General features: G+C 36.7%; 18 protein-coding genes. 16 read left to right on the top strand and 2 right to left on the bottom strand.

Annotation, left to right across the window (positions count from 1 at the left end):
- Nucleotides 1-21: 21 nt before the first annotated feature.
- From HFD15_RS07575 to HFD15_RS07530, 11 genes are all read left to right on the top strand, one after another.
- The gene (locus HFD15_RS07575; protein WP_058208758.1) at nt 22-1,197 is read left to right on the top strand and encodes a replication initiation and membrane attachment family protein; all 1,176 of its coding nucleotides are present in this window, start codon (nt 22-24) and stop codon (nt 1,195-1,197) included.
- Complete coding sequence (gene dnaI, locus HFD15_RS07570) at nt 1,197-2,078, top strand: primosomal protein DnaI (protein ID WP_015426075.1); 882 nt, start codon at nt 1,197-1,199, stop codon at nt 2,076-2,078. Before HFD15_RS07575 ends, dnaI begins: the two co-directional genes overlap by 1 nt.
- The gene (locus tag HFD15_RS07565) at nt 2,071-2,793 is read left to right on the top strand and encodes an NADPH-dependent oxidoreductase (RefSeq protein ID WP_058208759.1); all 723 of its coding nucleotides are present in this window, start codon (nt 2,071-2,073) and stop codon (nt 2,791-2,793) included. The genes dnaI and HFD15_RS07565 overlap by 8 nt, the downstream gene beginning before the upstream one ends.
- Nucleotides 2,790-3,416 carry a pentapeptide repeat-containing protein gene (locus tag HFD15_RS07560; protein ID WP_033900370.1) on the top strand — a complete coding sequence of 209 codons (627 nt, stop codon included), beginning with the start codon at nt 2,790-2,792 and terminating at the stop codon, nt 3,414-3,416. The genes HFD15_RS07565 and HFD15_RS07560 overlap by 4 nt, the downstream gene beginning before the upstream one ends.
- 106 nt (nt 3,417-3,522) lie before the next feature.
- Nucleotides 3,523-4,833 carry a ribosome biogenesis GTPase Der gene (der, locus tag HFD15_RS07555; RefSeq protein ID WP_003132476.1) on the top strand — a complete coding sequence of 437 codons (1,311 nt, stop codon included), beginning with the start codon at nt 3,523-3,525 and terminating at the stop codon, nt 4,831-4,833.
- Nucleotides 4,834-4,938: 105 nt separating this feature from the next.
- Nucleotides 4,939-5,511 carry an Rgg/GadR/MutR family transcriptional regulator gene (locus tag HFD15_RS07550; protein WP_235586276.1) on the top strand — a complete coding sequence of 191 codons (573 nt, stop codon included), beginning with the start codon at nt 4,939-4,941 and terminating at the stop codon, nt 5,509-5,511.
- A 50-nt stretch (nt 5,512-5,561) separates the two neighbouring features.
- Nucleotides 5,562-5,786, top strand: a complete 225-nt coding sequence (locus HFD15_RS14320) for a hypothetical protein (protein WP_023188872.1) — start codon at nt 5,562-5,564, stop codon at nt 5,784-5,786.
- A gap of 445 nt (nt 5,787-6,231) precedes the next feature.
- Nucleotides 6,232-9,774 (top strand): KxYKxGKxW signal peptide domain-containing protein, encoded by a 3,543-nt coding sequence (locus HFD15_RS07545; RefSeq protein WP_058208760.1) that lies wholly within the window; start codon nt 6,232-6,234, stop codon nt 9,772-9,774.
- Nucleotides 9,775-9,905: 131 nt separating this feature from the next.
- Nucleotides 9,906-11,750 (top strand): SpaH/EbpB family LPXTG-anchored major pilin, encoded by a 1,845-nt coding sequence (locus HFD15_RS07540; RefSeq protein ID WP_058212124.1) that lies wholly within the window; start codon nt 9,906-9,908, stop codon nt 11,748-11,750.
- Between the two features lie 64 nt (nt 11,751-11,814).
- Nucleotides 11,815-13,110 carry a class C sortase gene (locus tag HFD15_RS07535; RefSeq protein WP_238785320.1) on the top strand — a complete coding sequence of 432 codons (1,296 nt, stop codon included), beginning with the start codon at nt 11,815-11,817 and terminating at the stop codon, nt 13,108-13,110.
- The gene (locus HFD15_RS07530) at nt 13,097-13,819 is read left to right on the top strand and encodes a pilin N-terminal domain-containing protein (RefSeq protein WP_167593357.1); all 723 of its coding nucleotides are present in this window, start codon (nt 13,097-13,099) and stop codon (nt 13,817-13,819) included. Before HFD15_RS07535 ends, HFD15_RS07530 begins: the two co-directional genes overlap by 14 nt.
- Before the next feature lie 73 nt (nt 13,820-13,892).
- On the opposite strand, the gene HFD15_RS07525 is transcribed toward HFD15_RS07530, so the two are convergent.
- Nucleotides 13,893-14,591, bottom strand: a complete 699-nt coding sequence (locus HFD15_RS07525; protein WP_003132485.1) for an LrgB family protein — start codon at nt 14,589-14,591, stop codon at nt 13,893-13,895.
- 18 nt (nt 14,592-14,609) lie between these two features.
- A complete protein-coding gene (locus HFD15_RS07520; RefSeq protein WP_012897449.1) occupies nt 14,610-15,014 on the bottom strand; it encodes a CidA/LrgA family protein in 405 nt (134 codons plus the stop codon).
- A 272-nt stretch (nt 15,015-15,286) separates the two neighbouring features.
- Here HFD15_RS07520 and rimP point away from each other — a divergent pair, with 272 nt between their 5' ends.
- The 5 genes from rimP to infB all read left to right on the top strand — a co-directional run bounded on the left by rimP (nt 15,287) and on the right by infB (nt 20,726).
- On the top strand, nt 15,287-15,760 hold the full coding sequence (rimP, locus tag HFD15_RS07515; protein ID WP_010905551.1) for a ribosome maturation factor RimP: 474 nt from the start codon (nt 15,287-15,289) through the stop codon (nt 15,758-15,760).
- Between the two features lie 164 nt (nt 15,761-15,924).
- Nucleotides 15,925-17,073: a transcription termination factor NusA gene (gene nusA, locus HFD15_RS07510; RefSeq protein ID WP_023188867.1), complete on the top strand. Its 1,149-nt coding sequence runs from the start codon at nt 15,925-15,927 to the stop codon at nt 17,071-17,073.
- 163 nt (nt 17,074-17,236) lie between these two features.
- Complete coding sequence (gene rnpM, locus HFD15_RS07505; protein ID WP_003132489.1) at nt 17,237-17,563, top strand: RNase P modulator RnpM; 327 nt, start codon at nt 17,237-17,239, stop codon at nt 17,561-17,563.
- A gap of 2 nt (nt 17,564-17,565) precedes the next feature.
- Nucleotides 17,566-17,871, top strand: a complete 306-nt coding sequence (locus tag HFD15_RS07500) for a YlxQ-related RNA-binding protein (RefSeq protein WP_003132491.1) — start codon at nt 17,566-17,568, stop codon at nt 17,869-17,871.
- Nucleotides 17,872-17,891: 20 nt separating this feature from the next.
- A complete protein-coding gene (gene infB, locus HFD15_RS07495) occupies nt 17,892-20,726 on the top strand; it encodes a translation initiation factor IF-2 (protein WP_017864317.1) in 2,835 nt (944 codons plus the stop codon).
- The last annotated feature ends 135 nt before the right edge of the window (nt 20,727-20,861 follow it).

Here is a 20,861-nt window from a genome sequence, read left to right as displayed (position 1 = left end):
CATTAAAAAGTGAGGAAAAAAATGAGAGCGGGAGATTCATTTACAATGCTTAATCGAGGAAAGACCAGCTTTGACGCTGAGGCTTTTCGTCTGCTCTATTTACCAATCATTGGCACGGATGCCTTTGCGCTTTATCAGTTAATGCTAAGCTTCTCTACTGGAAGAATTTCTCACTTTTTGGAATATCTAAATCTCGGCCTCAATCCTTTTATTGAAGCATTAGATAAATTATCTGGCTTATCATTAGTTCGTGTTTATGATGATCATACCAGTCTTTATTTTGAAGTAAAAAGTCCGCTAAATTTTGAAAATTTCCTTGCAGATGATTTTTATAGACAACTTTTGATTTCAAGAATTGGTGAAAACCGAGTAGCTGCTTTAGCTAAAAGAATGGAACCAAAAGGAAGAGAAGTTTCCAAGAAATTTCATGAAGTTTATAAAGTTAGTTTTGACTCACAAGCTCAACAAAACCCTTCAAATACAAATGAACGTTTTGATATGGGGGCCTTTAAAAGTATTATGGAACGTCAAGGCTATCATTTAAACAATGAAAATCAAGACTCCTTAACGCTCTATTCACTAGCAGAAAAATTTGAACTGAATTGGTACGAATTATTCAAGCAAGCAGAAAAAACAGCCAATGCTGATAAAACTTTGAACATGAATAATTTGATGAGAAGTCTTTCAGGAGCTAGCCAACCGCAACCAGCACTTTCAGCTTTTCCTAAAGCATTTGCCGATTTGATTGTCATCAGTAAATCTCATGAACCAGATAATTTCATCCGACAGATAAAAGCGCAAGCTGGAGGCTTTGTCAGTTCGGAAGAACATAAGCTTTTAACTAATTTAAGTCGCCAAAATTTGCCAGCAGAAGTCCAAAATATTTTGATTCACTATGTTTTAGTACAGCAAAAAAATGCGTCGTTAAATCCAAATTTTGTAAATGCATTAGCCAACGACTGGATGAGAAATGAAGTATTTACAGCTGAAACAGCGGTAAAACGAATTTTGGAACGAGAAGAATTAGCTGCTGCTAAAGCAAAAACTGGAGCTGAAAAACGACCAATGAAAATCAAAAAAGAAGCACCAAAATGGTCAAATCCAGATTATGAAAATAAGACAAGCCAAGAAGAACTTGCAAAACTTGAGAAAATAAGGCTTGACTCTCTCAAAAAACTGAAAGGAGAGCAAAATTAATGGAATCTATCGGAGACATCTTAGGAAAACGTCAAGACATCCGTGAAAATTTTGAAAAATTAGTCGCAGAAGTATTAAAAAATGCTGATGTGCAAGCTTTTATTGCCCAACATCAAATGACTTCTGACGAAATTCAACGCTCTTACTCCAAGTTTTATGAATACGTTCGTGAGCATGAAAAATTTGAAAAAGGTGAAAAACGGGCAGCTGATGGTTATGAACCTGTTTTAATCATGAATCACGGCTATGCTGATGTTTCATATCAAACGACAAATGAATTGGCGCAGCAACAAGCAGCTCAAAACCTTTTGCGACGTGTGAATATTATTGGACTTCCAAAAGATTTAAAACAAGTCACTTTGGCAGATATTGCCCTTGATGATGTTCAAAGAATCAAACCATACCAAGCCCTAGTTGATTTTATTACTAATTTTCCCAAGAAAAAAGGACTTTATCTTTATGGAGATTTTGGTGTTGGGAAATCTTTCATGCTTGCGGCAATGGCAAACGAATTAGCCAAAAAAGGAATTTCAACAACTTTACTTCATTATCCCACTTTCATTTCTGATTTAGATTTTGACAATGCCAAAGTCTGGGTCAATGAAATAAAAGCCAGCCAAGTTTTAGTTTTGGATGATATTGGGGCAGAGCAAAACAACGCTTGGGTTCGTGACAGTATTTTACAAGTCATTTTACAACATCGCATGCAAGAAAATCTCCCGACTTTCTTCACTTCAAATTTAAGAATGGAAGAATTAGAGCAGCATTTAGCCGAAACCAAGCGAGCTGATGAAATTTGGCCAGCAAAACGTGTTATGGAACGCGTGAAATATTTGGCAGAAGAAATGCGATTAGAGGGGACGAATAGACGTCATGACTGAAACAAATGAAACGATTGATTTAATGATGAATCACACTTCGGTCAGAAATTTTACAGAAGAAGCAATTGAGCCTAAAGATTTGGAAAAAATCTTAAAAGCTGCTCAAATGGCATCAACATGGAAAAATTTCCAATCATATTCTGTGATTGTTGTAGAATCACAAGCTCAAAAAGATGCGATTTATGAATTTCAACCACAAAAATCAATCAAAAATTGTGCAACATATTTAGTTTTTGTTGGCGATTTAAATCGTGCTCAAAAGGCAGTCGAATTGCATCAAGGCAATTTCCAACCGCAAGGAATTGAAAGCTTATTGATTACATCAGTTGATGCCGCAACAGCTGGGCAAAATGCGCTTCTTGCAGCGGAATCTTTAGGCTACAACGGGGTGATGGTTGGCTTAATTCGAGACCAATCCTCAGAAATTTCTAAAGTCTTGAACTTGCCAGATTATACTTATCCTATTTTTGGCATTGCACTCGGTAAAGCCGCACGTTTGAACAAAGTAAAACCACGTCTTCCTTTGGAAGCAACAGCTTTTAAAGAAAAATATGTTGAGCAAACGTCTGAAACCATTGAAAAATATGACCAAGTTCAAGAAGAATATGCTGGAAATAGACGCTTAAACAAATGGTCTGAACGGATTGTTGACCAGTGGGGCCAACCAGAAATTTCAGCTTCAACAGAAAATTTAAAGGCGAAAAAATTACTGTGAAATTAAAGAAAATCTTAGAACCGAAACTTCCAGCCACCTATCAAGTAGCCACAAGTCAAGATTTTATTGATGGAGAAATTTATCAAGCAGAATTTATAGATAAAACTTTGACAATCAATCAAAGAACTATTTTTTCAGGCTGTTCTTTCAAAAACACAACCTTTGAATTTACTGACAATACGATCAGTGAATTTACAGATTGCCTTTTTGAAAAATGTGATTTTTCCAATTTAAACTTCAATAAAATTGGCATTTATCGCTCAATCTTTAAATCCTGCAAATTGCTAGGAACTGATTTTACTGAAAGTCACTTACAAGACCTTCAGTTTACAGAAAATCTAATGACTTATGCAAATTTTTCAGGTTCTACCTTAAAGTCAGTCCGCTTTTTAGAAAATGAAGCTAGAGAAACCTTCTTTACTGCCTGTAATTTTAAGAATGTGGAGCTTTTAAAAAATCAATTAGAAGCAGCAAATTTTTGGGAAACAGCACTTGCAGGAATTGATTTTTCTACGAATCAATTTGAACGCATGGAAGTTACACCTCAACTCGCTAAAAATATGAAGATAAGTCTTAGTCAAGCCCCATTTTTTACTAGCCTGTTTGGCATTGAAATTATCTAAAATGAACCTCGAAACCCAAGCCTAAAATTATATAGTCTATGGATTACAACCTCCTTCACTATTATAATTTTTTATCCAATAAGTAAACAAAGAAAGAAATAAAAATATGAGCTTACCTACAGTAGCCATCGTTGGCCGTCCAAATGTCGGAAAATCAACGATATTCAACCGTATTGCAGGAGAACGCATCTCAATTGTCGAAGACATTCCAGGTGTAACTCGTGACCGTATCTATGCCACAGGAGAATGGTTAACCCGTAAATTCAATATCATCGATACAGGTGGGATTGAACTTTCAGACGAACCTTTCATGACTGAAATTCGTGCGCAAGCTGAAATTGCCATGACCGAAGCAGATGTTATCATCGCTGTTGTTGACGGAGAAACAGGTATTACAGATGCCGATGAAGCCGTTGCTAATATTCTTTATCGTACAGACAAACCAGTTATTCTTGTTGTCAATAAAGTCGATAACCCAGAACGTCGAATGGAAATCTTTGATTTCTACTCACTTGGACTTGGCGATCCTTATCCTGTTTCAGCCGTTCACGGGATTGGGACAGGGGATGTCCTTGATGCAATCGTTCAAAATCTTCCTAATGAAATTGAAGAAGAAAATGAGAATGTCATCAAGTTCAGCTTGATTGGCCGCCCAAACGTTGGGAAATCATCTCTTATTAATGCTATTCTTGGCGAAGACCGCGTAATTGCAAGTCCAATTGCAGGAACAACTCGTGATGCGATTGACACACACTTTGTCGATTCTGAAGACCAAGAATTTGTCATGATTGATACCGCCGGAATGCGTAAATCAGGAAAAATTTACGAAAATACTGAAAAATACTCAGTCATGCGTGCCATGCGTGCCATTGACCGTTCAGATATCGTTTTGATGGTGATTAACGCTGAGGAAGGAATTCGCGAATATGATATGCGTATCGCTGGATTTGCTCACGAAGCTGGTAAAGGAATTTTGATTGTTGTCAATAAATGGGATACTCTTGAGAAAGATAACGATACAATGAAAAACTTTGAATTAGAAATTCGGACAAAGTTCAAATTCCTTGATTATGCACCAATCGTTTATGTATCTGCTAAGACAGGACAACGTCTGAATAAACTCCCAGATATGATTAAAGAAATTCATCATGCACAAAACTTACGTATTTCAAGTTCTGTTTTGAATGATGTCATTATGGATGCTGTAGCGATTAATCCAACTCCGACGGACAAAGGAAAACGTTTGAAGATTTTCTATGCAACACAAGTAGCGATTAAACCACCAACTTTTGTTGTTTTTGTCAATGAAGAAGAACTCATGCACTTCTCATATCTTCGTTTCCTTGAAAATCAAATCCGTAAAGCCTTTGTTTTTGAAGGAACACCAGTTCATTTGATTGCACGTAAACGTAAATAAAAAAATTCACTGATTTTATCAGTGTTTTTTTATGCAAAATAATTGAAAAAATTTTAAATTTGAAATATACTATTAAAAAAATTAATTTAATTGAAAGAAGATTAAATGGTATATTTTAAATACGGGAAAGCCTTCCATGACCTTAGAATTCAACATGGGTTTTCGCTTTCAGCCTTTGAAGAACTGGGGATTGCAAAGTCAACCCTCTCAAATTTTGAAAATGGTAAAAGCATGCTCTCTTTTGACCGACTTGATTTTGCACTTCAAAAAATGAATGTTTCTCCATTAGACTATAGTTTAATGATTAATAATGGCGAGCAGGATAATTATATTTCGATTTTTGATGAAATTGAGCATGCTTATTATCAAAGAAATATTAAACAACTTCAATATATATACGAAATCAATAAAGAGGGCTCAAACGAGCAAAAGTTAATCGCATTTTCTGCAAGAGGACTATACCGACGGTTGACTATTGAGGAGCTTAACGAAATAGAATTTTATCTAAAAGGAGTTCAATTTTGGGGATTTTTCGAGCTTTCTATTCTGGCAAATATAGGAGATAAGCTCGACAATTCCATAATTAATAATATCATAGAGGACCTCCGCTATGATAAAGCCTACTATGAAAATAATCTCTATTATCGTGTACTGATCTATCGTTTTTTTATAAAATAATTTTTAAATTTATTGATAGCGAAAAAAAGGAAAAGGCTCAAGAAATTCTGATGATTTCCAAACAATTTTTTATGCCTGGTGATGTGATGAGTCATGTCATTATAAATTTTGCTGAATCTTTTTATTGTTATTATTATACGGATAAAAAACAGGGGAAAATGCAGCTTCAGGAAACACTAAAGTTTCTAAAAAAAATAGGAGCAGAAGATTTTCGAAAAACCTTAAAGCTACAGTATGATAAAAGAATACTGAGAGAAAATCGTTCTGAAAAATGAACTTTTTATTTAAATATTTATTAAAGCAAAAATTTAATACAAATAATAATAGCACTAAAATCATAATGTACTTATAAAAAATAATTATCTAAAAAAATATAGTTAAAGTAATATTACGAAAAGATTACTTGCGAAAAAGACATATAAAAACCGTTCTTTTAAATGAACGGTTTTTATTTTATTTTTAAAGTCTATAGAATACGCGGTTTAAAAGCCATTGTTTTACAAAGAGTCAGAGGATAATTTAAATTTAGTTCTAAAAAAAACAATATTACATTGCAAGAAAATTTTTAATTACATTAAAAAGCTTGCTCTCGTTTTACTTGATGAAATAAAAATGCAATGTTAAAATGAGGTCAAGACAAAAAGAAATGAGATGTTTTCTCAGTAAAAAAAGAAATTCTACTCAGTAAGAGATGAATAACTAGAAAGTGAGGTATAAAGCATGTATCGTTCTAAGCATCAAAAAGGTTATACAACCAGTCATGAAGTAAAAACAACTCGCTTTCGTACTTGGAAATCAGGGAAAAAATGGCTATATGGTGCCACCGTTTTGACTCTCACAGCTTCAACTCTACTGCCTATTGGAAACCTAGCTTTCCAACCTAAAACAGAGAAAGCGCAAGCAGCATCTGTTTCATCCGGAACACTTGTTCCAGGAAATACAAGTTATGACACAGGAGGACATACCTACTCTGGAACTGAATTTGCTAATTCTTCAAACTATGCTTTATATGGTAAAGCAGTTGTAGCAAGTAATTGGATTAATCTTGTTTCATCAACAGCTAATAGTGTTGGTTTAGGAATATTTAATGGATCAGTTTCAGCTATTTCAGCAACAACAGGTTTTACCTTGAAGTCAACAATTAAAGTTGATTCAGGAAGTTCTCTGACTGATTTCACAAAATCAGGAGATGCCATCGGGGTTATTTTAACAGGGGCATCAAAGGCACAGTTAGCAGCAAATGCTCAATCTTCTCAGGCGACAAATGATGGGCTTGGAATTAGAGGTCTGCCTAACACAGTTTTCCTCGGCCGCGATCTTTATTCTAACTTATCCAACGTCTCAACCGGTTCGTTGACAGGAATTGACGGATCTGCAACTGTAAATGGTTGGACAGATGGTCCAGGAGTTGTAATGGCAATTCGCAATACGGATAGTAGTGGAACTTTACAAGCTGCTAATTATCCTTCATTAGGTAGTGCTGCTCCCTATAGTCCCGTGACCAACACTCAAAATGGGACAGCCTACACCTTTGCAACCGACACAAGCTATGCATTAGGTGTCGCCTCTCCTATTACATCGTCCGTACAAGAACCTATTACAGTCACTTGGACTCCTGATGCAACAAATACTGCAAGCACAGGCTATACTTCAGGGACTTTAACATTTAATTTGATTGCTCAAACAACAAGTAATGGCGCATTAATTGGAGCAAGTGCTGTCAATGGAGGAACGGGTGGTTATACCTTAACAACTCATACTAATCTACAAAATTCATTAACAGTTGGTTTTGTTGGCGGGACAGGGGGGAATTATGGTAATCTTTCTGTTTCTTTAAATGGAGCAACGATTACTGGCTCAAAAGGAACAGAACCTGTGCCTATAAACTATCTCAATAAAGTTACAGGGCAGCCGATTCCATCTATGGCACAAAGTTCAATTACGGCAAATGTCAATGATACGATTGGTGCGGCTTTAACTGCTCCAAGTTCAACAAGCCCAGATAATAATACTTATACCTACGTTGTTCCAGCAGCTCCAACAGGTTATCAAGCTAATTCTGCAACAACAACGACAGTTCTTGCAGCAAACCCAGCATCCACAACGAATACTTCAGCCACAACTGTTTCTAACTTTATTGTAGGAACAACCAACCCCAATGCCTTAAATGTAAGCTATACACCAAGTCAGCAAACTGTTTTATTCAACTGGGCGAAGGCAAGTGGAACAACCCTTGCAAATCTCCCAAATCAGATTGCTTACGGAGCAACTGGTATAACAGACGCATCAGTTGTAACCGACAACCCTTTTTCAAACACCACTTTGTTATCTAGCTATGCAACAGCTCTTTCAAATGCTGTTCCTACAGGCTACAACATTACGCAAATATCAAATGGGACAACAACAGTTTCCGGTGCTACAACGGCAGCGACCCTAGCTGCTTTTACAAGCCAAAATCCGACTGTTGGTGCTACAAGTACCCTGAATACTTATACAGTTACTTTGACTGCAGTATCACAAACCGCAACTTACACCTATGGATACACTAGTACAGCATTAAATACTCCGGCAATTCCCGCAATTTTAACTTCAACTGGAACAACAGGAGGAAGTGTTACTACACCGACAGGATATAATACTAGCCCACAAATTCCTTCAGGTTATTACATCTCAGCTATTTATGCCGGAACATCTGCATCAGGTACATTAATTAGTAGCTCAACAACTAATGGAACAAATGCCGCTTGGCCAAGTGGACAAGTCTATGCACCTACTGGTAACCAGTATTATATTCAATTGGCACCTAACACTGTAAATGTAACCTGGTTTATTTCGATTGACCCTAATCCTGATAATGATCCTCTAAATGTTGCACAAGGAGGTTTTACTCCAACTGTAGGTTCAATTTTGGGAGGTTCAACAACAACTAATTATCAGAGTCAAGTCATTGATAATATGAATTCTCTTACTGGTAATACTTTGAGTACAACAGATAATGTCACATATACTGATGGTGCAACAGGTATTAAATATATCGTTACCGGCTATCAGTATCAAGAGGGGACAACAACTACAGCCACAAATTCAGCTCCAACAACAACTTATAAAACCTTTTCTGATTTATTAGCTGCTCATCCTTATGTTTTAGCTGGGACAAAGAGTAATAGAACACAATTGGTTCATTTGTTGATGACAGTTGACCAGACTACAATTACAAGCAATTCCACTTCAGGTCAGCATGTTAATCCTGCAACAAATTATATTCCAAGTAGTGAAATTACATCAAGTACCGATATAGATGGTGCGGACGATGATGGCTTAAGTTATGTAATCAATGGCTATAACGCGATTGTAAATATCACTGGAGGACAAACAGACTATTGGGGTGATGCAACAAATTCACTGCAACTTTCAATTGGAACTTATACCGAGAATTACTATGCTCTCAATTACCTTGGTGTTCAAGCCTATACTAACTGGCTTTCTAGTCATTCTGGTGGGACAGTATCACAGTTTTTGCAAACATTAGATGCGACAAGTTTGGCAAATGATACAGTAACAAGTCAGACTACTCTAGAAGTGCAAGATGCAACAGCAATTACAACAAATAATCATCATATCATTCCACGCGCCGCTTCTTACAATCCATCTTCTGATCTAGTAGGGGCCAGTAATGCTGATGGAAGCTCAGTAGAAAATATTGGAACAAATCCAATAGTTAACGGAGATGCAATTGGTGTTCTTATCACTGATAGCTCGGGGAACATACTTTGGATAAATAATTCTGATATCACCCTACCGACAAATAAACTTCAAGAAGGAGCCTATATAGAAAATTATTATGCTTTAACTGCCCAAGGTTTAGTTGATTATACAAATTGGCAAACAACTACAGCTTCAGGTGGACATACAGTTGGCGATTTTATAAATTCTGGCCAAGCGACCACAAGCGACTATGTTAAATCAACAACAGAGTTGACAGTTACTAATTTTGTACTTCCTTTTGCAGGTGGAGCTGGTAATCAATTCCTATATTTGATGATAGGATTGGCGGCTTTTGGGGCACTTGGATTCTACTTTAGTCAACGACGTAAAGCAGAAATAGATCTTGAAGTTATTAACAAGGAGATTTTAGGAAAAAATGATAATAAACGATCAAATATTTACCTAACTTCTCGACACACTCGTCCTTACGCAAAAATATTCCATACAAAAAATCGGACTCATTTAGCACAAGCACAGCGAAAGGGGACAAACGAATGATAAAAAAAATAAGAGGAAATTCTAGTTAAGAAATCCCTATTTCACATAAAATAAAAGACCGTTCCAAAAGCTTGAGTATATTTTTAACTTAATTACTCATAACTCAATCAAATAAAAATGGAGATAAACAAATGAAACTTAACTCACTTAATAAAAACTTTGCTTTGGCAAGCGTTAGCTTACTTGCTTTGAGTACTCTTGCAGGATTTAGTGGACTTGCAACTGTCAATGCGAAAACAACTAATGTAGCGGACCAAGTCTCAAATGGCGAAGTGGCTATCTATGCTCAATCAGCAGCTGGGAATCAAAATACTACGCAAAATAACGGACTTGTAGATTCCGATGGCAATCCTGTTAATGATAGTGGGATTGCTAATAATCAAACAGGAGGACAAGCAGGAAATACTGGAAGCACCAAAAACGACGGTAGCCAACAAACAACTCTTGAAGGTTCAACTCCAAGCACAATGGCAAATGTGACTTTTTCAGCAACAAAATATGTAGGGACGGGTGTTCCGACTGGTGTGACTGATCCTTCATTTACAGATACAACTTCTGTAGCTCCAGTCACTACAGATGCATCTGGTCTTGCTGATTTCACTGGCTTGACCGATGGTTATTATCTGTTTCATCAAGTGACAACAGTCAACGGGATTACAACTGTTGGAGATTTTATCGTCCAAGTCAGCCACGAAGACAGCCAAGCGGGTATTGTTAACGTTTATCCAAAACTAGATATGTCAAGTTCAGCAGGTTTAGGAACGAGTGCGACAACAAATGCGGATGATAATTTCAATGGTCAAACACCAAATCAAATTGCTAATCCAAATGCGACGGGAAATTCTGACCAAACGCTCACAAATACGGACAACAATGCCGGAAATGAAAATCTGGCTAATGGAACATGGACAAATGGGTCTGATAATCAAAATACGACAACTGCGGCAGCTGGAAATACTGTGAATTGGAATGTGAATACAGTTTTTGATTCTTCACAAACAAACAACGGAAACGGGACTACAGGGGGCACAGGTACATATATTGTTACCGACCAATTGCCTAATAATCTGGTCAACAGCTCAACAGTAACAGTAAGTACGGTGATTGTAAATGTTACAAATGGAAGTGGAACAAAAGTGGGTACTTTGACTCCGACAACTGACTATACAATCACAAACGATGGCAATGGAAAAATCGTGGTTACTTTGACAACGGCTGGTCAACAACACGCAGCAAGCTTGCTTGGCAACGCAGATGGTGCTTTGAATATTATCATTCCATCAACGGTTAAAAGCGCCATTGGTAGTGCGACAGATTCAGCCACTACGACAATCACTAACGCTTATGGAGCAGATCTTTCAACGACGACTGCAGTTAAATCAACACTTAATGTGGGTGGTCTTGAAATGACTAAAACAGATGCTTCAACTAATGCAGCTTTGGCAGGAGCAACTTTTACCGTTGTACGTGCTGATAATAAAGAGGATGCCCAAGATTTTGTTGAAGCGAATGCAGCTTATTTTAATAACTCAGCCTCAGGTGGAACAGTAACAAATCTAACTTCAAGTAAAGCGGCTTTTGTCACTGGGGATACTTCAGGAAATGCAAATACAAGTGCAACTGCACCAGTCACATTCACTACGGGTAAAGATGGGATTGCAACCTTTAACGGCTTGAACTTGGTTGATAATAACACAGATGGCAGTAACACAACGAATTACTATCTTGTCGAAGTTGCCGCTCCAACAGGTTATCAACTTCCTAGTGTTACTACAGCAGCTAACCTGACTGGTGCCGTCACCGCAAGCACAGCACCAGCTGCTACTGATACTACAATTACCAATAATAAACCATTTGCATTACCATTTACAGGTGGACAAGGTTTAGCGGGAATCATTGCTATTGCAACTGTTTCAGGGGTGATTGCTTTTGCTATTAAACGTCGTAAAGATAACGAAGAAGAAGTTGTGAAATAAAAAACTTTATCTTTAATGGAAGTGGTAAACTAGCCAAATTGATGTTGTAGATTAGGAGGGGATGATGGCAAAGAAAAAATCAAAAACCTCCCGTAAAAAGGGCTTCAGTTTCCGAAATTTACTGAGTATTATTCTTGGGATAATTGCTATTGGATTGTTGTTCTACCCGATTGTTGTTAACTATTTGGCAGGACAGCAAAATATCAAATCTGTTCAGAAATACGATGAAAATCTTTCAAATATAGGAAGTGCTAAAGTAAAGGAATTGCTTAGTCAAGCACAGCTTTATAACGCGCAACTTTACAATGAATATATCTATGATGCAAGTCAGCATATTGCTTGGAATAAGCCAATTCCTAACTATAACAATGTCTTAAAAATTGATACTATGGGAATGATGGGTTTCATCACGATTCCTCAGATTAAAGTCAATGATATTCCAATCTATCATGGAGATTCTGAAAAAATTTTGGGACTAAAGGTTGGACATGTGCCTCAATCCTCTTTGCCAATTGGAGGAATCAATAGTCATGCTGTCTTACCTGCTCATTCTGGGCGAGTGAATGATACTTTATTTACTAATCTAGATAAACTCAAAAATGGTGATATCTTTTATCTTCATGTTTTGAATCTCACTCTAAAGTACAAGATTAATGATATTCGCATCGTTGCTCCCAATCAAGTTTCATCTTTGAGTATTGAAAAAGGACGAGATTTGGTGACTTTAGTCACTTGTTATCCAACAGGTATTAATAACAAAAGATTACTAGTTACTGGTGAAAGAACAGCATTATCAAAGGTTACGCCACAAGAAGATATTCAACGCAATCAGTTTGGTTATAATTTTTGGGTGATGTTTGGGTCTGCTTTCTTAATGTTTCTTGGATTAGTCTATCTTTTATGGTTACTTTTTGGGAGAAAGCGGAACTTATATCATGTTGCTGCTAGAAAAATTGAAAAACCTGTTCTTTCTGATGGACAATTGGTAGGAGATTTTGGTGAAGGTTTTTATTTAACTGATTCTAAGAAACTAGTGTTTCAGTGGTTAGATGAATTTGCTCAAAAAGAAAAGCTGAACTCAGAAGAGCTTTTCTTAAATGTTTATCGATTAAAAAGAATTAAAAAGTTGTCCCGCTGGATATTTAAAGATAAAACGGAAAACTGGCAAAATTATATTAATGAGAAACAAGGTTATGGGGATGAAAAACATGCGCTTGTCTTAGGGCCTGCTTTTACTAGTGATAAGAAAATAATGCAGTATGTTTTGAAAACAGAAGAAGCATTGGGATATATAAAGTATATTAAATGCTTGAATATTAATAAATTAAAGAAAGGGGGAGGGATAATTGACAAAAAGTAGCAAGTTAATGGGGTTCTTAATAGTCACTTTGCTTTTGTTTTTGGGACTTGTCAGTCAAAAAGCTTTTGCTGATAGTCGCTTAATTATTGTAAAATATGGGCTAAGCCCTGGAGCGACAGGATTTAGTGAGAATCAGACGACAAATGATGGACTACAGATTAATAACCTTCCCTTGGATAATTTAGGAAACGAACTGTCAGTTCTTTCTGGAATTCATTATTTAGTTTATGAAATTTCACCTACTGGGGATGGTTCAGAACTTAAGGCAATAAATCCACCGCCATCAAGTTATACAGTTTTAAAAGAGGTTGCTGATTTGGCGACTGACTCTAATGGAGTAGCTAGTTTATCTGTGTCTGATGGTTATTATTTGATTGAAGAACAAACTAACCCTCAGAAAGGTTTGCTGAAAGCAGCTTTACCTTTGGTAATCAAGGCTCCAGTTTCAGGATTAAATGAAGTTTATATTTATCCTAAATCTAGTGTTGATAAGGAAAAAACCGGACCTCTAAACAAACCTAAGCCTGCTCCTAAACCAATTGAAGTTCCTAAAGCTCCTAAAAGTAAGGATGATTCATCAAAAAAAGTTTTTGGATTATTACCAAAAACTGGTGTAGCTAGTTCTCTTTTATTAACTTCTTATGGTTTTGTCTTATTTCTGATTATTATCTGCTTAAAAAAACGCAGAAAAAAAGAAGAAGTTAAATAAAATGATTAAATTTAGCTAAATAAATAAGGTTGGACAATTAAATGTTCAACCTTATTTATTTATATAGGAGTTTTTAATAGCCAAGAATGATTTTGGCAATGATTGGAGCAAATATCACATACATAATACCAGTCACTCCGATACTAAGAGCTGCCATTGCACCTTGGGTTTTTCCAAGTTCAATCGCTGTTCCGGTTCCGACAGCATGTCCAGTTCCTCCGAGGGCAATCCCTTGAGCAACTGGGTCAGTAATTCTAAAGAGTTTTAAGAGAGGGCCGCCCAGCACGCTTGTGAGGATTCCTGTAGCAACAACGACAACAACGGTAATTTGTTCAACACCATGCATTTTATCTGAAATTCCCATAGCCATTGCAGTGGTTACTGATTTAGGGAAAATTGAAAGAGAAGCGAGTTTACTAAGGCTGAAAAACTTAGCACAAAGGGCGGTAAAAATACAGTTGACTAGAGCAGCAATAGCAATTGAGCTAACAATTGAGCGCGCGTGATGTTTCATCAAGTGGAAAGTTTTATAGAGAGGAATTCCAAGAGCAACGGTACTAGGTCCAATAAGGTCATTGATAATTGAACCCCCGATATAATAGTTTTTATAAGGGATATGAGCTAGTGAGAGAATTAGGATTATTACGACAGTCGCAAAAAGAAGTGGGTTTGTCCAAGGCTTACGAAAGTTTTCATTAATTCGTACTCCAATCATAAAGACAAGAACGGTAAGGACAAAGCCAAAGAGAGGGTCGGTAGTGATAATATTCATGATTTTATATGCTCCAAATTATTGGTCTTCAGTGGAAGAAGTGACGGTAGTATCTGGTTTTAAAGCGACATAATCGCCTTCAAATTTAACTTTAATCCATTCAACTAATTTTCCTAAGATGAGCATATTTATAATGAGTGCTCCAACAACAATCAAGAGGATTTGTGCCCAAAAGTGGCTAATCAAATTCCATTTGGCCATAATTCCAACACCGGCTGGCAAAAACAAAATGGTCATATTATTGATAAGAAAGCTGCCGGCTTCATCAACATGACGAAATTCAAGAATTTTGAATTGTAATGCGAGGAAAAGTAGTATCATTCCTAGAATAGAGCCTGGAACTGGTAAACGAAAGACGTTTGAAATGACATTTCCAATAAAAGAAAAGCCAAAAATGATTAATAATTGCAGGTAAATTTTCATATTTGTTAACTCCCTAAGTTAATTACGGATAATTTTTACAACAATTTTTATTGTACTCTTCGAGATAGGCTTTTTCAAGGATAAACTGGCTTTAGACTAATGAAAATGGCTTAATAAAAAATATAAAATGTGTGCTTGACTTTTACTTGAAACGTGTTATAATAAATATAAATAAACTATTAGAAAGGAGCGTTCGTAAGGGCGCTCCTTCTCTTGTGTTTTTAAAATAGAAGTTGACTTTAACTTTGTATTTTATGAAAGGAGAATTGCCTATGAATGATGTTGTTAAAATTGTAGAAGATTTCATTAGACCTCATATTCCTCAACCTTTTGAACTGTTTGCGGTTGAATGGGAAAAATTTGGTGGAGATATGATGCTTTCAATTCTGGTGGATAAAGAAGGCGGAATCGAAATTGATGAGACGGCTGAGTTGAGTGAAATCATTTCACCTTTGCTTGATACCATTAGTCCAGACCCGTTTCCAACAGAAGGTTATCTACTAGAGGTTGCAAGTCCAGGAGCTGAACGTCCTTTGCGTAAAGCTGAGCATTTTGCGGGTGCAGTTGGTGAGTATATTTTCGTTAAACTTTATCAAAAAATCAATAATGAAAAAGAAATTACTGGTGATTTGGTAAGCTTTGATGGAGAAACTTTAGTGGTAGATGTCTTGGATAAGACCCGTCATAAAAATATTGAAATTCCTTTATCTGCTGTTGCAAAAGCACAAACGATGGTTAAATTTTAAAGATATGACAGGATTTATTGATTTTTCTAAAGAGAGTCAATAATTAGAAGCTGAGTTCGATTTCCTTGAGTTAGGCGAAAATGTAAAACTTCCTTGATTCAAGGTAGTCGAACTTAGCTTATATTAAAAATGAAATTTTCTTATAAAAAGAAAGAGAGAAAAAAATGAGCAAAGAAATGCTGAACGCCTTTGCAATGTTAGAAGAGCAAAAAGGAATCAAATCTGAGATTGTTATTGAAGCGATTGAGCAAGCTATCACAGCAGCTTACAAGCGTCAATATGGTCAAGCACAAAATGTTAAAGTTATCTTTGATGAAAAGAAAGGAAACTTCAATGTTTATTCGACTCGTGAAGTCGTGGATGAAGTTTTCGATAGTCGTCTTGAAATTTCACTTGAGGATGCGCATGAATTAAATCCTCACTATGAAATTGGCGACAAAATTATGTTTGAAGAAAAACCAAAAGATTTTGCTCGTACTGCTGCTGGAGCTGCTAAACAAGTTATCATGCAAAAAATGCGTGAAGAAGAACGCACAATTATTTATAACGAATATAGCCGTTACAAAGATGAAATCATCCAAGGAACAGTTGAAAAAGTTGATGCTCGTGCCGTTTATGTAAATCTTGGCCGTGTTGATGCTCTTTTGACTAAGAAAGACCAAATTCCACAAGAAAACTTCCATGTGGGAGACCGTGTAAAAGTTTATGTTACTGATGTTGTCTTGACTCCAAAAGGAACTCGTGTCTTCATTTCACGTACTGCGCCTGATATGCTCAAACGTATGTTTGAAAAAGAAATTCCTGAAGTTTTTGATGGAACTGTTGAAATCAAATCAATTGCTCGTGATGCTGGTGACCGTGCTAAAGTCATCGTTCAAAGTCATGATGAAAATGTTGATGCAATTGGTACAATGGTTGGGGCTAAAGGTTCACGTATCCAAGGAATCATTCGCGAACTTGCGGGTGAAAAAATGGATATCATTGAATGGTCAGAAGATAAAGCGACACTTGTTGCCAATGCTTTAAAACCTGCTCGTATTGAACAAGTTTTGATTACTGCTGACGGTTCAAGTTTAGCAGTTGTTGCGCGCGACCAATTGTCACTTGCCATTGGTAAACGTGGTCAAAATGTTCGTCTTGCTGCACATGTTACAAACAGTAAAATTGATATTAAAGCGGCTGATGAATTCAATCTGGATGATTATGAATTCGTGGGTGAAGATGGGGAAGAAATTCCAACAACTAAAGTTGACGAAACTCTTGTAGTTGAAGAAGTTGTTGAAACACCTGAAGTTAGCGAAAGTGAAGAATAAATTTTAAAAGCTTGAAAATTTACTGACAGAAAATAATATTTTAGAAAAAGCATAAAGGTGCTGAAAATTTCTTTTTATAGGTCTGTCAGTAAAATGGCTGATATTCTAGTGGTCAAGAAATTGGCTGTCAGTCATTTTTCAACAGAAATTTTGAGGATTTTCGATGAAACAGAAAAAAACTCCAATGAGAAAATCTTTAGTCTCGAATGAACAATTTCCCAAAAAGGATTTGTTACGGATTGCTTATAATAAAGAGGGAGAAATTTCAATTGACCCTTCTGGTAAAGCACATGGACGCGGAGCTTATATTGCTATTTTGAATAAAGAAGCAAGAGAAGCTAAGAAAAAACGTGTTTTTGACCGAGCTTTTCAAACTAAAATTGCTGATGAGTTCTATGATGAGTTAATCACTTATGTTGAACACCTTGTTGCTCGACGAGAACTTGAATCTGCAACCTATTCCGCTGATTTAGCGCCGGACTACGACTAAAGATGGATAAAAAACAACAAATTTCAAATTTACTAGGAATTGCAAAACGAGCTGGAAAAATTATTAGTGGTGAAGAATTGGTGATTAAATCAATTCAAAGCAGTAAAGCTACATTAGTTTTTCTTGCCAATGATGCCGCAGCAAATTTGAGTAAAAGAATTACTGATAAATCAAATTATTATGAGATTGCTGTCTCAACACTCTTTACAGAAATAGAATTATCGCACGCCATAGGACAAAATCGCAAGGTTATTGCACTTGTGGACGATGGATTTGCAAAGAAAATGGAGAGCCTCATGAACAATTGATGATATAAGGAGGACAAAGATTGTCTGATAAAAAACGTATAAACCAAATTGCTAAGGAAACTGGATTAACAAATGCTGAACTTGTTTCGGCAGCACAAACTCTCGGTTTTGAAGTGAAATCACATTCAAGTTCTGTAACAGCAGAACAAGCAGAAAAAATCATTCAAAGTGCAAAAACAGGCACTGACCAAACTGCTAAAGTTGCTGAAAAACCTGTTAAAAAAAGTCAACCAAAAGCTGCTGAGTCAGCAAAGAAAAACAAGGAAGACCATCCACGCACATTTGCTGGAAAGGCAGTTGTTGAGGACCCAGCAATTTTAGCAAGAATTAAAGCTAAAGAAGAAGCTGAAAAAGCAGCAAAAGTAGAAATTGCATCAACTGAACATCCTGTTGTTACAGAAAAACCTAAAGCTAGTGAACCAGTTAAAAAAGCTGAACCAAAAGTTGAAGCTAAATCTGAGCCAAAAGTTGAAAAAGTAGAAACAAAAGATAACACAGCAACGTCAAAAGCTGAAGTAAAACCAGAAAATGTTGCTGATAAAAAAGAACCAGTTGTTACTGAAGAAAAGAAAAAATCATTGACTCAAAAACCAAGAATTCAAATCAAAGTTATTAAACGTGCCGAAGATATCAAAAAAGAACAAGCGGCAGCTCGTCCTGAAAAGAAAAAATTCGACAAAAATCGTAATGACCGAAATAATCGTAATGATAATCGCCGTCCTAACCAAAATGGGAATGGTCAAGGTGGAAACCATTATGATAAGAACCGTTCATCTGGTCAAGGACAAAATCAAGGTCAAAAACGTGACAAATTCGCTTCATCAGGTAGTGCACCAGCAACAGATTCGTTTACACCAGCTACTTCTGGTAAAACAAACCGTCGTGACCGTGACCGTAAAAAATCTGATAATAACCGCGATAATACAAAAGATGGTAACCGTAAAGGTGGTCCACTTCGCGTAAATGATAATCGTAATCAAGTTCGTAATGCGCGTAATTCAAACTGGAATCAAAAAGGTGGTCGTGGTCGTCACCAAAACAACCAATCTTCAAGTGTTCCAGCAACTCAACGTAAATTCCATGAATTACCAGAAAGTCTTGAATATGAAGTAGGAATGAATGTTCAAGATATTGCTAAATCAATCAAACGCGAACCAGCTGAAATTATCAAAAAACTCTTCATGATGGGAACAATGGTCAATCAAAACCAATCACTTGATGAAGATACAATTGAGTTGATTCTCATGGATTATGGTGTAACACCAGTCAAAAAAGTTGAAGAAGATAAATCAGATATTGAACGTTTGTTTGTTGAAGATGGTTATCTTAAAGAAGAAAACATGGTTGAACGCCCAGCTGTTGTTACAATTATGGGACACGTTGACCATGGTAAAACAACTTTGCTTGACCGTTTCCGTGAATCTCGTGTGACTGAGGGTGAAGCAGGTGGTATCACTCAACATATTGGGGCTTACCAAATCAAAGCAAATGGTAAGAAAATTACTTTCCTTGATACACCAGGTCACGAAGCCTTCACTTCTATGCGTGCTCGTGGTGCTTCTGTCACAGATATTACAATCCTTGTAGTTGCTGCTGATGATGGTGTAATGCCACAAACAATTGAAGCAATCAATCACTCTAAAGCTGCTGGTGTGCCAATTATTGTTGCAATCAACAAAATTGACAAACCAGGTGCCAATCCACAACGTGTAACACAAGAATTGACTGAACATGGTGTGTTCCCAGTCGCTTGGGATCCAGAAAATGGTTCAGAATTCGTTGAAATTTCGGCTAAATTTAACCAAAATCTTGATGAATTGTTAGATACAGTTCTTCTTGTGGCAGAAGTGCAAGAACTTAAGGCGGACCCAACTGTTCGTGCCATTGGTACTGTTGTTGAAGCCCGTCTTGACCAAGGTAAAGGGGCAATTGCAACTCTCTTGGTACAACAAGGAACACTTCATGTTCAAGATCCAATTGTTGTCGGGAACACATATGGTCGTGTTCGTACAATGACAAATGACCTCGGACGTCGTATTAAAGAAGCTGGTCCGTCAACTCCAATTGAATTAACTGGTCTTTCTGACGTACCACAAGCTGGTGATCACTTCGCAGTATTTGAAGATGAAAAAGCAGCTCGTGCGGCTGGGGAAGAACGTGCTAAACGTGCTCAATTGATCAAACGTCAAAATACACGCCGTGTTAACTTGGACAATCTCTTTGATACTCTTAAAGAAGGTCAAACTAAATCTGTTAACATTATCATCAAAGCGGATGTTCAAGGTTCTGCAGAAGCGCTTGCTGCTTCACTTCAAAAAATTGAAGTTGAAGGTGTGAAAGTAGATATCGTCCATTCAGCTGTTGGGGCAATTTCAGAGTCTGATATTTCACTTGCAGCAGCATCAAATGCGATTATCATTGGATTCAATGTTCGTCCAACTGGTCTTGCACGTGAACAAGCGGCTCAAGAAGAAGTTGATATTCGTTTGCACAGCATCATTTATAAAGTAATTGAAGAAGTTGAAACAGCGATGCGTGGAATGCTTGATCCTGAGTTCAAAGAAGAAATCATTGGTGAAGCAATTGTTCGCGAAACATTCAACGTTTCTAAAGTTGGTACAATTGCCGGATTTATGGTTATTCGTGGTAAAGTTGCCCGTGATGCTTCTGTCCGTGTCATTCGTGAAGGTGTCGTGATTCATGATGGAGCTATTGCCAGTCTTAAACATTTCAAAGATGACGTTAAAGAAGTCGGAAATGCTCAAGAAGGTGGTTTGATGGTTGAAGACTTCAACGATGTTGAAATTGACGATACATTTGAAGTTTACAAAATGGTTGAAATCGAACGTAAATAATAAGGTGTGAGCTCGACTGTCCAGAAGTTATGATAATTGCTACTTCGACTAACTGCTTTAGCAGTTTAGCGAGAATGGACAGCGTAGATAGAGAAATATGGTTATACGCGTAGTGTAGATTCTATTTTGTCTATT

Origin of the sequence: Lactococcus sp. EKM203L, assembly GCF_011800585.1 — a bacterium.
GTDB lineage: Bacteria > Bacillota > Bacilli > Lactobacillales > Streptococcaceae > Lactococcus > Lactococcus lactis.
The sequence above is the reverse complement of the archived record's forward strand: the minus strand, read 5'-3'. Positions and strand labels throughout refer to the sequence as shown.

Excerpts from the sequence above, each read along its gene's own strand:
- HFD15_RS07575 (WP_058208758.1), top strand. The coding sequence starts at position 22 with ATGAGAGCGGGAGATTCATTTACAATGCTTAATCGAGGAAAGACCAGC.
- dnaI (WP_015426075.1), top strand. The coding sequence starts at position 1,197 with ATGGAATCTATCGGAGACATCTTAGGAAAACGTCAAGACATCCGTGAA.
- HFD15_RS07565 (WP_058208759.1), top strand. The coding sequence starts at position 2,071 with ATGACTGAAACAAATGAAACGATTGATTTAATGATGAATCACACTTCG.
- der (WP_003132476.1), top strand. The coding sequence starts at position 3,523 with ATGAGCTTACCTACAGTAGCCATCGTTGGCCGTCCAAATGTCGGAAAA.
- HFD15_RS07550 (WP_235586276.1), top strand. The coding sequence starts at position 4,939 with ATGGTATATTTTAAATACGGGAAAGCCTTCCATGACCTTAGAATTCAA.
- HFD15_RS14320 (WP_023188872.1), top strand. The coding sequence starts at position 5,562 with ATGATTTCCAAACAATTTTTTATGCCTGGTGATGTGATGAGTCATGTC.
- HFD15_RS07545 (WP_058208760.1), top strand. The coding sequence starts at position 6,232 with ATGTATCGTTCTAAGCATCAAAAAGGTTATACAACCAGTCATGAAGTA.
- HFD15_RS07540 (WP_058212124.1), top strand. The coding sequence starts at position 9,906 with ATGAAACTTAACTCACTTAATAAAAACTTTGCTTTGGCAAGCGTTAGC.
- HFD15_RS07535 (WP_238785320.1), top strand. The coding sequence starts at position 11,815 with ATGGCAAAGAAAAAATCAAAAACCTCCCGTAAAAAGGGCTTCAGTTTC.
- HFD15_RS07525 (WP_003132485.1), bottom strand. The coding sequence starts at position 14,591 with ATGAATATTATCACTACCGACCCTCTCTTTGGCTTTGTCCTTACCGTT.
- HFD15_RS07520 (WP_012897449.1), bottom strand. The coding sequence starts at position 15,014 with ATGAAAATTTACCTGCAATTATTAATCATTTTTGGCTTTTCTTTTATT.
- rimP (WP_010905551.1), top strand. The coding sequence starts at position 15,287 with ATGAATGATGTTGTTAAAATTGTAGAAGATTTCATTAGACCTCATATT.
- nusA (WP_023188867.1), top strand. The coding sequence starts at position 15,925 with ATGAGCAAAGAAATGCTGAACGCCTTTGCAATGTTAGAAGAGCAAAAA.
- rnpM (WP_003132489.1), top strand. The coding sequence starts at position 17,237 with ATGAAACAGAAAAAAACTCCAATGAGAAAATCTTTAGTCTCGAATGAA.
- HFD15_RS07500 (WP_003132491.1), top strand. The coding sequence starts at position 17,566 with ATGGATAAAAAACAACAAATTTCAAATTTACTAGGAATTGCAAAACGA.